Genomic DNA, 14,146 nt, shown 5'->3' with positions numbered 1-14,146 from the left:
GGGGCGGTGCGGGCCGTGCCCGGCGGCGCCGATCAGCTCGACTGGCTCGCCATCCACTCGTTCACGCGGCGTTCGCCCTCCTCGCGCGAGATGTCCTCGACTCGCGTCATGACCACCCAGCGGTGCCCGAACGGGTCCATGACCAGGCCGTACCGGTCGCCGGTGACGAAGGTCTGCGGATCCTCGACGCGTTTGGCGCCGTGCTCGCGGGCGAGTTTCGTGACCGCGTCCACATCGGGGCAGTAGTGGACGATGCTGGTGTGCACCCAGTCGGAGGCGGGAGCCCGCACCCCTTCGGCAGGAATCGGCATACCCAGCTGGAAGGTCGAATCGCCCACCTGCAATTCGGCGTGGGCGGCCTGGCCGTCGGGAAGGTCGTTGCGGCTCAGCACCTTCGCGCCGAAAACCGTGCCGTAGAACTCGATGGCCGCGTTGGCATCGGGTACGGCAAGGAAACAGTTGATCGAGTGGTAGCCCTCGGGAATCGGATTCACGGTGTTCGTCATGGGCACGACTCTGCCGGTCGGCGCGTGGCGGATCTTGTAAGAACGCGACAGCTCGACCGGACGTTCGGAGCGCACCGGTGAACGCGTCCGACGCGGACGTGAAAGACGCTGCGCTGGAACGTGTTCCGATACCGCCACCGGAAGTGGTCAAGGGGATTCTGCATCCGCGCGCGCAGGCGCGGCATCGCAGCCTCACCAGGGCTCCCGCGGGCCCGGAACTGTCCCGGTTCGTGGAGTGGTACTGGGAGGTGCGGTGGGATCTGCGGGGGTGTCCGCCGTTCATGGCCGAGGTGCTGCCGTTCCCGAGCGTCAATCTGACCTTCGAACGTACGACCGCCGGCACCGGTGGTTTCGTCAACGGCGTCTGCACCACCAAGTTCACCCGCGAATTGGCCGAGGAGGGCGAGACTTTCGCGGTGAAGTTCCGGCCCGGTGGTTTCGGTGCCTTCACCGGACTCGATGTGGCCTCGTTTCGCGATTCGGCGATCGACCTCGTCGAGGTATTGCCCCGCGCGACCGGGCTGACCGAGCAGGTGCTCGCCGAGCCCACCACCGAGCGGCGTCGCGATGTGGTCGAGAACTTCTTCGCCCAGCAGGCGCGCACGGCCGTCGTGGACGACAACTACCGGCTCCTGCTGCGCATCATCTCGGCCATGGAGTCGGACCGCGACCTGCTCCGCGTCGACCAGGTCGCCGAGCGCTTCGGCGTGCCGATCCGTACCTTGCAACGGCTGTTCCGGCGTTATGTCGGCGCCAATCCGAAGTGGGTGCTGCGCCGCTATCGGCTCCAGGACGGTGCGCAACTGCTCGCCGACGGCCGTACCGCGGATCTGGCGGCCCTGGCGCTGGATCTCGGCTACTTCGATCAGGCCCACTTCTCCCGTGAGTTCGCCCTCGAGGTGGGAATGGCGCCGCTGGAATATGCGCGGTCGGCGGATTGACCTCGCACGCATTTGTCCACTATCTCGGCCGGTATCTCTCGGGACATCTGTCGTCGCGACGAAACTTGGGGTAATTCACGACAATTGGCCGGGATTTCCGGGCGAACTACCAGCGGACCTTCCCGAGCGGGTAAATGCTGTTCACTCGCTGCCCGTGGACGCCGAGGTCCTCGCGGCCCGGCCCGGCGGCGCGACGAACAGCGCTACTGTGACGAAAATCCCAGTGCTGCAAGACCGTTCGCGATTGCGGCGTACGTCGCCACAGCGGCCGGGCCATCGGAGATTCACGCTGGTAGTCCGGGCCCTTGCCGAAGACTCCGGCGAATGTGTGGCACGCGCTACACGGCACCCCGGTGTGATGTGATGCAATTTCGGATTTTTCCGACTCGGTAGCGGTTATGGTCTAGCGCAGTTGCCGCGCGGCGCCCGCAGTCGCGGACGTCATGCGCCGGCATCCGACCACTTGTACGTTTGGAGGAGAGATGACCACCGCCTACCGGTCCATTGTCGTCGGTACCGATGGCTCGGACTCGTCGTACGTCGCTGTCGAGAAGGCCGCCGCCCTGGCCGGGGCCTCCGGCGCGACCCTGTATGTCGCCTGCGCCTACTACCCGACCGACGATCGCGACGTCGCCGCCGCGACCGATGTGCTGAAGGACGAGGCCTACCAGGTCCGTGGCTCGGCGCCCACCAACGAGATTCTGCGAATCGCACGGGACAAGGCCCACGCGGCGGGCGCCACCGATGTGCAGGAGAAGGCGATCGTCGGCGAACCGGTCGACTCGCTGCTGTCCCTGGTGAAGGAAGTCCAGGCCGACCTGCTGGTCGTCGGTAACCGCGGCCTGAACACCCTGGCCGGCCGCCTGCTCGGCTCGGTGCCCTCGGATGTCGCCCGCAAGTCCCGTTCGGACGTCCTGATCGTCCACACAGTGCGGTAGCTGTATCTTTTGTCTCCGCTTCGCTTCGGCGGGTTTTCGGCGCTTTGAGGCTCGTCGTTCAGCCCTCGAGACTCGGCCTTCGGCCATGCGCTTCGAGGGCTGAACGACGAGCCCGCGCCGAAAACCTTCGGGGTTGGTGTTGCTGAGCCTTTCGTTTCGCGGGCGACTTCCAGCGGGACGGAGACGCTTCGCCGCTGGGCGCGTCGGGGAGGGGGAGGGTACGCACGGAGGCATCACGGTCGCGGGGTCGAGAGTTGGTGGGGTCGGCTTTATTTCTCCTTACTTTTCCAGCGTAGGGAGGCGTTTCGCCACCGTATTGGTCGCGGGTGGTGCATACCTGTTGCGTTGGCGGTGCCAAAGCGTATGGGACTGAGGTCAATTCAGTTGGCCGTTCCGGCGACCACAGGTTTCGCTGGGTCGGTCGGGGTGGGTACGTGCGTGTGCCGCGATGGCTGGATGTGCGAAAGCTTTTCGGGCAGCCGGCCGGATCGGTGTGCCGGACGACGGTTTCGCGGTGACGCCCGGGCTGTGTCGCGTCGTTGCTTGTTGGCCTGACTGTTCCGGCGTGCCGAAGCGGTTCTCGGTCGGGTGTGTCGGGGAGTGAGTATGTGCAGCACGACGGTTGGCCGTGTGGAAGGCGTTGATCAGGTGGTCCTTTCGGCAGACGAGGACGCTTCGGAAACAGGCTGCCGAGTGGTTACGGGTGATGTGCCCGCCCGGTCGGGACGCCGCTTCCCGGCGGCAAGAACGAGTCCACGGGTTCGAGCAGAGTAACTGTCGTGGGTGAGTTGGATGCGGCGTGGCGGTCGGTCCGGGATGTGCTCGGCGAGGCCGCCAAAGACGCCGCCGCCGCGTCCGCGGCCGGCCCCGCTCGGCTCGCGCATGCCACCGAGGACGCCATGACCACCCTGGCACATGGCGACGCGGACGGCGTGTCGGCCGTATCCTCCGCCGCGTCGCGGACCGGCGAGACTGCCGACATCACAACGTCTTCCGCCTATGTCGCCGGGCGTGATCTGGTCGACGAGGCGGACTACATCGCACTGCGGCAGCCGGGCACGTCGACTGTTGTGGGCCCCGACCCGACCATGGTGAGAATTCAGGCGTTGCAGGGATTCAACGGTCTTCCGACCCGCGTTACCCCGGAGGCGATCGATGCGGCGATCGCGGCCGGGGAGAAGGAACTCTTCCGAGGCTTCGAGCAGGAAAACCATGTGGAGGACTTTCTCGACAAACCGCCACGGCCCGGCGGCGGCACCACTGGCATCGGGACATATGCCACGCCGGTGAGAGAGGTCGCGCTCCGCTACACCAATCCGGCTCGCAGATTGGACCGGGCCAAGGAAAGTCGGATGCTTCGGATGGCGTTGCGGCCAGGGTCCAGGACGATCAAGCTGCGCGACCTCGAATCCGAGCACACTCGCGCGATGTCACAACTCCGACGTGATCTGGCGGCCGTGCGCGACATTGTGCACCGCACCGGCGTACAGGAGGCCCGGTACACCGCGCTGCAGGAGAAGGAACTGACGATATCCGACGTCGGTCGCTACGCCGCGCTGCGCGGCTACGACGCCATCGATGGTTCCAACCGCTGGAAGAACCGGGAGTGGCTCATCCTCAATCACACCGCTCTGCTGGTCGAACGCTGAGCGTGCCGCGTGGAGACAGGCAGTCCGGGGCCCTCAGTGGTTCAGCGCCCCCAGCACCTGCGGCAGCTCCCCGGCGTGCACCACCGCCAGTCGCTGGGTGGCGCGGGTGAGCGCCACGTACAGATCGTTGAGACCGCGCGGTGATTCGTCCAGGATGTCCTGCGGTTCGACGAGGATCACCGCGTCGAATTCCAGGCCCTTCACCTCGTTGACGGTCAGCACTCGCACCTGCTCGTCCGCCAGCTCGGCGTAGTCGTGCAGCGTGGCGTGCGGCGCCAGCACCGCGGTGGTGCCGGGATGCCGCGACTCCGCGGCGACGAGATCCGACACGGTGGCGACCATCTCACTCGCCGGCACGCGCGTCGCCGTCGGCGCCGAACCGGATTCGCGCACCGAGCGCGGCACGGTCACCGTCGGATCGATCGCCGCGAGCACGTCGGCGGCCACGGCCATGATTTCCGCGGGTGTGCGGTAGTTGACGGTCAGCTCGGTGAGCTTCCAGCGTTGGGCGACATACGGTTCCAGCATCTGCTGCCAGGACGAGGCACCCGCCGGATCACCTGTCTGCGCGACGTCGCCCACGATCGTGACCCAGCGATTCGGGATGCGCCGCATCACCATTCGCCACGCCATCTCCGAAAGTTCCTGTGCCTCATCGACTATCACGTGTCCGTAGGTCCAGGTGCGATCACCGGCAGCGCGTTCGGCGGTGGTCTGGTGGGTGCGCACGTTCTGCCGCTCGGCCAGTTGTGAGGCGTCGATCAGGTCGTAGGCCATCAGGATCTCCGGATCGAGGTCGTCCTCGAGATCCTGTGGGGCCGACCCGGTCAGGATGTCCAGCGCGTCCTGGGCCTCGGCCAGCTGCGCGCGCCAGCGACGCCGGGAACGTTCGCGTTCCTCCGCGTCGTCGACGCCGAGCAGTTCGGCGAGTTCATCCAGCAGCGGTGCGTCGGCGGCGCTGAAGTTGCCGTCGTCGGGGCGGAACAGTTCCTTGCGGTCCTCGGGTGAGAGACCGCCGGCCGCACGGGCCAGGCGCGCCGGATCGGCCCACAGACCGGCCAGCACCTCCTGCGGCGTCAGAATCGGCCACAGTCCGGCGATGGCTCGCTGGATCTCGGTGTCGGCACGCATCTCGTCCCGGATCTCGGTCAGATCCGCCTGGCTCAGCAGATTCTGGCCGCCGGTGAGGTCCTTGCCCATGGTCTGGGCGAGTTGGTCGGTGAGCGCGTCCACCACCGAGGCGGCGAAGACCGGACGGGCCAGATTGTGCGGCCGTCGCGAGGAGCGCGCCCGCCCGCGTGCCTTGGAGACGATCTTGCGGTCCAGGACGATCTCGTATCCGTCGAAGGTCAGCCGAATCGGCTCGGGCGGCGTCTGCTGCCAGTCGCGGACCCCCTTCTTCAGCACCTCGATCATGTCCAGCGAACCCTTCAGCTCGCCCGCGCGCAGCGAATCCTCCAGCGTGGCATGCACTCCCGGATACAGATTGCCGATCGTGGACAGCAACACCCCGGTCTCGCCCAGCGAGGGCAGCACCTGACCGATGTAGTCCAGGAACGTCGAATTCGGGCCGATGATCAGCACACCGGCCTTGTCCAGCTGTTTGCGGTAGGTGTACAGCAGGTATGCCGCGCGGTGCAGTGCGACGGCCGTTTTACCCGTACCCGGCCCGCCCTGCACCACCAGCACGCTCTTGTGCTCGGACCGGATGATGGCGTCCTGCTGGCTCTGAATGGTCTCCACGATGTCGGTCATCTGACCGGTGCGCGCCGCGTTCAACGCGGTCAGCAGTGCGCTCTCGCTGCCCACCCCGGAATCGGCCTCGATCGCACCCTCCGCGCGTGCCAGATCCAGATCCAGGTATTCATCGGTGATCGTGGTGATCCGGCGGTTGCGGGAACGAATGTGCCGCCGCCGGGTGACCCCGTCCGGAGTGGCGGTCGTGGCGAGATAGAACGGCCGAGCCAGCGGTGCGCGCCAGTCCAGCAGCAGCGTGGCGTAATCGTCGTCCTCGTCGAGGATGCCGAGCCGGCCGATATAGCGCTGTTCGGTGTCGCCGTTCTCGGCCAGATCGATGCGGCCGAAGCACAGCCCGTGCTCGGCGGCGTCGTATTTGGTCAGATCCTCGCTGTACAGCTGGGTGAAGGACTCGCGTTCGCTGCGGGCCTGCGGAGTGCCGCCGGTCTCCAACAGCACCGTGCGCAGACGTCGCTGGGCGTATTCGCGCATCGCGTCCAGACGCTCGTACAGCGTCGTCAGCTTGGTCTGCTCGCGTGCCAGTTCGGCGGCGTGGCCGGTCGCCGGGAGATCCTCGGTGAGGCGGTCGGGCAAGACGGAACTCCTTGTCACCACGGTCGGCCGGGCGAGGCCGCATGCGAAGGGAAAACGGAGTTGTCGAGTCTAGTTGCCCTCGGGGTGGCGCGCCGTAACCGCAGGTTAACGGCAGCTCACGAGGCGTGGGTACTGTTCGGGCGGCGCATCGTGCCCGGACCGTCGTGATGTGCGGTGGGTTTGGCCTGGTACATCGCGACGTCCGCGTCGTGTAGCACGGCCTCCGGCGTGCGCGCGTCGCCCGGATGCAGCGGGGTCACCCCGATCGACGCGTCGACGTGGATCCGGTGCCCGCGGGCGATGATCGGCTCGGCCATCGCCTGTCGAAGGCGCGCGACCAGGCCGTCCAGATCCTCCGTCACCGCGCCTCCCGACAGCAGCACCAGGAACTCGTCACCGCCGATGCGGCCGACCACGTCGTCCTGGCGCAGGCTGCGCTGCAGGCGCTGGGCCACGATCTGCAGGACGGTATCGCCGATGGCGTGGCCGAGAGTGTCATTGATGGATTTGAATCCGTCCAGGTCGATGAACAGCACCGTCGAGACCGGCAGATTCTCACTGGTGCCCAGCGCCCCGGCGAGCCGAGACAGCACCAGGGAGCGGTTCGCCAGGCCGGTCAGCGGATCATGGGTGGCCTGATACTCCAATTGCCTTCTGCTGGCACGGAATTCGGTTATGTCGTTGAAGGACGAGACGGCAGAAGATTCCGGATCACCGGGATTGAGCAGCCGGGACGAACCGGACAACCAGCGGCGTTGGCCGTCGGTGCGGTCGACGCCGAAGACGTATCGGGCGATGGTCTCGCCGGTGGCGAGAGTGCGCGCGACCGGATGCCGGGTGGCCGGAAGCGGCTGCCCGTTGGGGTCCAGCAGCGCCAGCGGCAGCGCCGCGATCGCGGTGCCGACCAGGTCCCCGCCCTCGTGACCGAAGATGCGCAGTGCCGCCGGATTGATCGACTCGATGCACCCGTGCCGGTCGATCACCACCACGCCCTCCTCCAGTTGGGAGACCACGGTGGTGAAGTGCTGTTCGGCGCGACGCTGGGCGTCCTCGGCCCGGCGCTGTGCGGTGAGGTCGTGGATGACCACCTGGTGTGCGCGGCGCTCGTGCCAGACGGTCAGGACCGAGACGGTCTCCACGTCGACCGTGCCCCCGTCGAGCCGGATCAGGGTCATCTCGGCGGGTGCGGAGGCATCGCCGGTGGCGTTGAGGCGGGCGATGCGGGTGAGCATCGGCGCGATGTCACGGGGCGCGACGAATTGGGTCACCGGGCGGCCGAGAATATCCCCGACCGTCTGCGCGCCCAGTAACCGAACAATTGCCGGATTCGCGTAGACGAGTTTGCCGCCCTCATGCACGACGACACCGTCGGGACTGTGCTCCACCAGTGACCGGTACCGCTGCGCCAGTTGCTCGGCGTCTACCGCGTCGGCGCCTGCCTCGTCGCCCGTGTCAGCCACGCGTACCCCCTGATCAAAGACTATCTATGTCAATTTCAGCATGGGAACATTCTGCTATCGGCGTCCGGCGGATCGCAGCGCCGACTTCGTCGGATCGGTCACAGTTCGAGCACTTCGTCGAGCATTGATCGGACAGCATTGCGGCAAAGATTTGCTGAGCGATGGCGGACTATTCGCTATTCTGCTCGAACCGGTGAAGGAGCGAGGCGATGCCAGGCTGTACCCCGAGACACCAAGATCATATGACGATTGCCGGAATCGGGGTCGTGTCCGGTTACGGCTGGGGTCGCGAGGTCTTGTGGCGTGGTTTGCTCAGCGGGAAGTCCGCCGCTCAGCAGCATCCAGGGTACGGGGCCGGTCGCGACGAGCACGCATGGGTGGCCCTGATTCCGGAGGGCGGCGATGCCGAGATCGGTTCGAGCCGCTACGCGCGGGCCGTCCACGACGCCGCCCGGGAGGCGATCGAGGATGCCCGCGGCCGCGGCTGGCGCCCCGGACGCACGGTCGGCGTGCTGCATTCGATCGTGCTCGGCGACGTCCGGAACTGGCGCGATTTCTACCTGGTCGACGAGGGGCATCGGCGTTCGCGCGGATTCCTGCCGCTGCTGCCCTCGACGCCGATCGCGCTGCTGGCACGCGAGTTCGGTTTCCACGGCCCGTCGATGGACGTCTCGGCGGCCTGCAGCTCGGCGAATGTCGCGTTGATCACCGCGCAGTTGTGGCTCACTCAGGGGATGGCCGACGACGTGCTCTGCGTGACCACCGATCTGTCGGCGACTCCCGAACTGCTCGAACACATGGTCGGACTGGGCGCGGCGGTGGCCGATGCCGAACCGCTCGATGGCTGCCGCCCGTTCCAGCAGGGCAGCCGCGGTTTCAGCATGGGGGAGGCGTCCACGGCCTTCGTGCTCACCCGCGACGCCCGGCGTCCTTACGCCCGGGTCCTGGGCGGGGCCATGTCCAACGACGGCTATCACGTGGTATCGGTCGAGCCGTCCCACGAACAGATCCTCGACTGTGTCGACCGGGCGCTGGACGTGTCCGGGGTGCGGCCCGGCCAGGTTCGCTACTACAACGCGCACGGACCCGGTACCCGCCAGTGCGACGCAGCCGAAACCGACGTTCTGGCAAAGATTTTCGACGACCGGCCGGCGCTGTACTCGATCAAGCCGCTGACCGGTCACTGCCAGGGCGCGGCGGCCGGGGTCGAGGTCGCGGTGGCCGCGCTGGGGTACGAGCGCGGGATCGTGCCGGCGCCGCCGATCGTCGCGCCCGCGCATCCGCGCCTGCTGGACGGGCCGACCGAGTGCACCGGCGGGATCACCGTCAAGACCTCCCTGGGTATGGGCGGGCACAATTCGGTGCTCGTCCTGGACTCTGTGTGATTGCCTCCGGCCGGTTCGCCGGACTCCCCGCGGGGTCCAGATCACAGTCCGCGTCGGCGTGCGGCAAGTAGGCTGGGTTGGTTCGGTCTCGCCGACTGGCGGTGTTCGCCGCGAATGACCGGAAATCCCCTGGTCCGGGCGCGCACTGCGCGCTGCCCGACGAAACTTGTCGGTGGGTGTGCCTAGCATGGCGGCCGGGGTACTACTGGACGCCGGAATACGAATGGGAAGGGACGACCTGTGGCGGATCGCCTGACGGTGCGCGGAGCGCGGGAGCACAATCTCAAAGGGGTCGATATCGACCTGCCGCGCGACAGTCTCATCGTCTTCACGGGGTTGTCCGGATCGGGCAAGTCCAGTCTCGCGTTCGACACCATCTTCGCGGAGGGGCAGCGGCGCTACGTCGAGTCGCTGTCCGCGTACGCCCGCCAGTTCCTCGGCCAGATGGACAAGCCGGATGTGGACTTCATCGAGGGCCTCTCACCCGCGGTGTCGATCGACCAGAAGTCGACCAACCGCAATCCGCGCTCCACGGTCGGCACCATCACCGAGGTGCACGACTATCTGCGGCTGCTCTACGCGCGCGCGGGCACCCCGCACTGCCCGGTCTGCGGTGAACTGATCGCCAAGCAGACCCCGCAGCAGATCGTCGATCAGGTGCTGGCCATGGAGGAGGGCATCCGGTTCCAGGTGCTGGCCCCGGTGGTGCGCACCCGCAAGGGCGAGTTCGTCGACCTGTTCGATCAGCTGAATTCCCAAGGTTATTCGCGCGTGCGGGTGGACGGGGTGGTGCATCCGCTCACCGATCCGCCCAAGCTGAAGAAGCAGGAGAAGCACGATATCGAGGTGGTCATCGACCGCCTGGCGGTGAAGCCGAGTTCCAAACAGCGCCTTACCGATTCGATCGAGACGGCGCTGCGCCTGGCCGACGGTATCGTGGTACTCGATTTCGTCGATCGTGACGAGCACGCGCACGATCGCGAACGCCGCTTCTCCGAGAAGCTCGCCTGCCCGAACGCGCATCCACTGGATATCGAGGACCTCGAGCCGCGCTCGTTCTCGTTCAACTCGCCGTACGGCGCCTGCCCGGACTGCACCGGTCTGGGCATCCGCAAGGAGGTCGACCCCGATCTGGTCGTGCCCGATCCGGAACTGAGCCTGAACGACGGCGCGATCGCGCCGTGGTCGCGTGGGCAGACCGCCGAATACTTCACCCGCCTGCTGTCCGGCCTGGCCGAGGCCGTCGGCTTCTCCATGGACACTCCGTGGCGGCAGCTGCCGGTGCGGGCGCGCAAGGCGGTGCTGGAGGGCAGTTCGGATCAGGTCCACGTCTCCTACACCAACCGCTACGGCCGCAAGCGTTCGTACTACGCCGATTTCGAAGGCGTGATGCCGTTCCTGCAGCGCCGGCTCGAGAACACCGAGTCCGAGCAGATGAAGGAACACTACGACGGTTATATGCGCGACGTGCCGTGCCCGGTCTGCAACGGCGCCCGGCTGCGGCCCGAAATCCTCGCTGTCACATTGGATTCCGGCGAGGGCCGCCGATCCATCGCCGAGGTGTCCGACCTGTCCATCCGGGACTGCGCGAAATTCCTCAACGGCCTGCGGCTGGGTGAGCGCGAGGCCGCGATCGCCGGACAGGTGCTCAAGGAGATCCAGGCGCGGCTGGGCTTCCTGCTGGACGTCGGCCTGGAATACCTGACGCTCTCGCGCGCCGCGGCGACCCTGTCCGGCGGTGAGGCGCAACGCATCCGGCTGGCCACCCAGATCGGGTCGGGACTGGTCGGGGTGCTGTACGTCCTGGACGAGCCCTCGATCGGCCTGCATCAGCGCGACAACCGCCGCCTGATCGAAACCCTCACGCGGCTGCGGGATCTGGGCAACACGCTGATCGTGGTCGAACACGACGAGGACACCATCCACGCCTCGGACTGGGTGGTCGACATCGGCCCGCTGGCCGGTGAGCACGGCGGTCAGGTGGTGTACAGCGGCCCGTATTCCGGCCTGCTGAGCGACTCGAACTCGCTCACCGGCGCCTATCTGTCCGGCCGGGAGCAGATCGATGTGCCGCTGGTGCGTCGCCCGGTGAACAAGAAGAAGCAGCTCACCGTCGTCGGCGCCACCGAGCACAACCTGCGCGGCATCGATGTGGACTTCCCGCTGGGCGTGCTGACCTCCGTCACGGGCGTCTCCGGATCCGGTAAATCCACCCTGGTGAACGACATCCTGGCGACGGTCCTGGCCAACAAACTCAACGGCGCCCGCCAGGTGCCGGGCAGGCACACCCGGGTCAACGGGCTGGATCATCTGGACAAGCTGGTCCAGGTCGACCAGTCGCCGATCGGCCGCACGCCGCGCTCGAACCCGGCGACCTACACCGGCGTCTTCGACAAGATCCGCACGCTGTTCGCCGCGACCACCGAGGCCAAGGTGCGCGGTTATCAGCCGGGCCGGTTCTCGTTCAACGTCAAGGGCGGGCGCTGCGAGGCATGCTCGGGTGACGGCACTCTGAAGATCGAGATGAACTTCCTGCCCGATGTCTACGTCCCGTGCGAGGTGTGCCACGGCGCGCGCTACAACCGCGAGACGCTCGAGGTGCACTACAAGGGCAAGACCATCGCCGAGGTGCTTGATATGCCGATCGAGGAGGCCGCGGAGTTCTTCGAGCCGGTCACCTCGATCCACCGGTATCTGAAAACGCTGGTCGATGTCGGGCTGGGTTACGTCCGCCTGGGCCAGAGCGCCCCGACGCTGTCCGGTGGCGAGGCACAGCGCGTGAAGCTGTCCGCCGAATTGCAGAAGCGTTCCACCGGCCGCACGGTCTACATCCTGGACGAGCCGACCACGGGTCTGCACTTCGAGGACATCCGCAAACTGTTGAAGGTGATCAACGGCCTGGTCGACAAGGGCAACACCGTCATCGTCATCGAACACAACCTGGATGTCATCAAGACCTCCGACTGGGTGATCGATATGGGCCCCGAGGGCGGTTCGGGCGGCGGCACCGTTGTCGCCGAGGGCACCCCGGAAGAGGTCGCGGCCGTTACCGAGAGCTATACCGGCCAATTCCTGAAGGAGGCGCTCGCGATCCCCGCGGCGACGCCGCCCGCGCGCAAGACCGCATCGAAAAAGCCTGTCGCGGCGAAGAAGTCGTCGGTCGCGGCGAAGAAGCCCGCGGACAAGGATCCGAAGAAGGCGGCCGCGGCCCGGCGCAAGGCCGCCGCGTTGCGCTGAGCCGCTGAGGTCCCCGGGGCGGCCTGATACGAGCCGCCCCGGGCGTGCCTTGCTACCAGGGGTTCCAGGTGTCGCCGGTCCCGGTCCCGGCCGCGCCGAGATGTCGCCGTGCCTGGCGGCGCTTGAAGAAAACCTCCTCCACCGACATGGTCGGCGCTGCCTCGGTGATCGCGGAGAGCCTGGCGTCGAGGTGGTGTTCGTGGATGTGCCACTGGAGTCCGGCCCGGCGTTCGGCCGACAGGGCCGCCCAGGCCGCGCCGAACCGCTGCTGCACGGCCGGATCGGCGACCGCAATGAGTTGCAGCAGCATCGGCCAGCCGTCGGATTCGGTGGCCCGCATCGGCAGATCCACCACGTTCGCATCCGGTAGCTCGGCCAGAAGTCGCGCCGTTCGCTGCTGGATCTCGGTGCTGGTCCGTGCCGCCAGCGCGAAGAAACCGTGCCAGTAGTTCTGCTCGATGCGCCCGCTGAGGGAGGCCACGATCGCCGCCATGATCGCCGGATCGTCGAATACCGGATTCGCGGCCATCTTTCCGAGGGTGTGCCGACTGAGATTGCCAATCAGGGTTAGCAGTTCCGGGACCGCTCCGACGCGAATCGCGGTGCCGACGAGATTGCCGATGGCAGGTGGTGACCCCGCGTTGATCAGGATCTCCCCGATGGCGCGGACGACCTCGGGCTCGCACCGCGTGAAAGCCGACAACCCGGCCAGCTGCAGATTGGGTGATCCCGCCAGAACCGTGCGGGCCATGCGTGGAAATCGCCCGGCCGGACCAGTGAGCAACTGGCGCATGAATGTGCTGAGGTTCTCTGCCGGGTAGACGTAGGCGGCCGAATAGATCAGGCCCTCGTCATCGCTCACGCCCTGCTCGATGGCCCCGAGCAGTGGCGGTGCGGCATTGGCCAGAATCGGCCCGATGGTGACGTAGTCGCGGCGGCGTAGTACCTCGGTGATGATCTGGACGAAGGGATCGTAGGTAGCCTCGGTGAAATGCCTGATGGTGTCGGGGTCCATATACGGTTGGCAGTCGGCCGCGTACTCGGTGCCCAGCAACTCGACGATTTCGGGGATCTTCTTCGGGTGGTCGATTCCGATGACTCCGGCCGCGCGCCCGGTCATCGCTGCGGGCACGACTCGCCGCATGAGCGGTATCCCGATGCTCATGGGAATGAAGGGAACGAGTTTGCTGATGCGCCGGAAGGTCTGGGCATGCCGCTCGAACAGGAGCCGAATCATCCGATCTTGAAGTTCGTGCAGATGCGCGGGACCGAGTCGTTCCAGGTGGGATAGCCGTTCCGGCGGTACATGCAGGGTGCGTGCGAGCAGAACGATCTGAGCGCGGGTGACCAGATTACTCATAGCTCGGTGAGATCTCCGAACATGATCCGCTTGGTGATGGCACGAAACGGACGGGGCAGCACGCCGACCATACCGTCAACGGCCTCCGCGAGTGCTGCCGTCTCGCTATTGCGCGCGGCCCGGAACAGAGCGAGCAGATCGGCCGCCTCTTGATCCGATAGCAACTCCACTGCTTTGACCGGTTCCTTCAGTTCCTGCGCTAGGTCGGCTCTGCCGTTCATACTTCTCCTGATTATCGCGTCGGCGGCGATAATACCCACGCGTCCGCATCCCGAATCATAGGAGCGACAACTACTTTCGTTGCCGGAATCGATGTCCGTCGTCGGTACTGGTAGTCGT

At 66.7% G+C, this 14,146-nt stretch carries 10 protein-coding genes; 5 read left to right on the top strand and 5 right to left on the bottom strand.

The features are described 5' to 3' along the window. Positions 1–32: 32 nt before the first annotated feature. On the bottom strand, positions 33–506 hold the full coding sequence (locus AC5WS7_RS34990; RefSeq protein WP_495958920.1) for a VOC family protein: 474 nt from the start codon (positions 504–506) through the stop codon (positions 33–35). A gap of 77 nt (positions 507–583) precedes the next feature. On the opposite strand from AC5WS7_RS34990, the gene AC5WS7_RS34985 reads away from it, so the two are divergent. From AC5WS7_RS34985 to AC5WS7_RS34975, 3 genes are all read left to right on the top strand, one after another. Beyond that, positions 584–1,447 (top strand): AraC family transcriptional regulator, encoded by an 864-nt coding sequence (locus AC5WS7_RS34985; RefSeq protein ID WP_495958919.1) that lies wholly within the window; start codon positions 584–586, stop codon positions 1,445–1,447. A 482-nt stretch (positions 1,448–1,929) separates the two neighbouring features. Continuing rightward, positions 1,930–2,385: a universal stress protein gene (locus tag AC5WS7_RS34980; protein WP_495958918.1), complete on the top strand. Its 456-nt coding sequence runs from the start codon at positions 1,930–1,932 to the stop codon at positions 2,383–2,385. Positions 2,386–3,164: 779 nt separating this feature from the next. Then, positions 3,165–4,034 carry a hypothetical protein gene (locus tag AC5WS7_RS34975; protein WP_495958917.1) on the top strand — a complete coding sequence of 290 codons (870 nt, stop codon included), beginning with the start codon at positions 3,165–3,167 and terminating at the stop codon, positions 4,032–4,034. A 33-nt stretch (positions 4,035–4,067) separates the two neighbouring features. On the opposite strand, the gene AC5WS7_RS34970 is transcribed toward AC5WS7_RS34975, so the two are convergent. Both AC5WS7_RS34970 and AC5WS7_RS34965 read right to left on the bottom strand, forming a co-directional pair. After that, the gene (locus AC5WS7_RS34970) at positions 4,068–6,365 is read right to left on the bottom strand and encodes a HelD family protein (protein ID WP_495958916.1); all 2,298 of its coding nucleotides are present in this window, start codon (positions 6,363–6,365) and stop codon (positions 4,068–4,070) included. A gap of 116 nt (positions 6,366–6,481) precedes the next feature. Further along, positions 6,482–7,825, bottom strand: coding sequence for a diguanylate cyclase domain-containing protein (locus tag AC5WS7_RS34965; protein WP_495958915.1), 1,344 nt, complete (start codon positions 7,823–7,825; stop codon positions 6,482–6,484). A 242-nt stretch (positions 7,826–8,067) separates the two neighbouring features. On the opposite strand from AC5WS7_RS34965, the gene AC5WS7_RS34960 reads away from it, so the two are divergent. After that, positions 8,068–9,210, top strand: coding sequence for a beta-ketoacyl synthase N-terminal-like domain-containing protein (locus AC5WS7_RS34960; protein ID WP_495958914.1), 1,143 nt, complete (start codon positions 8,068–8,070; stop codon positions 9,208–9,210). 240 nt (positions 9,211–9,450) lie between these two features. Beyond that, positions 9,451–12,447: an excinuclease ABC subunit UvrA gene (uvrA, locus tag AC5WS7_RS34955; protein ID WP_495958913.1), complete on the top strand. Its 2,997-nt coding sequence runs from the start codon at positions 9,451–9,453 to the stop codon at positions 12,445–12,447. 52 nt (positions 12,448–12,499) lie between these two features. On the opposite strand, the gene AC5WS7_RS34950 is transcribed toward uvrA, so the two are convergent. Continuing rightward, positions 12,500–13,807, bottom strand: a complete 1,308-nt coding sequence (locus tag AC5WS7_RS34950) for a hypothetical protein (protein ID WP_495958912.1) — start codon at positions 13,805–13,807, stop codon at positions 12,500–12,502. Further along, complete coding sequence (locus tag AC5WS7_RS34945) at positions 13,804–14,028, bottom strand: hypothetical protein (RefSeq protein WP_495958911.1); 225 nt, start codon at positions 14,026–14,028, stop codon at positions 13,804–13,806. Before AC5WS7_RS34945 ends, AC5WS7_RS34950 begins: the two co-directional genes overlap by 4 nt. Positions 14,029–14,146 lie beyond the last annotated feature (118 nt).

The organism is Nocardia sp. PLKS1-43 (genome assembly GCF_059510335.1).
Note: the sequence above shows the minus strand (reverse complement) of the source record. Positions and strands in the feature narration are given on the sequence as shown.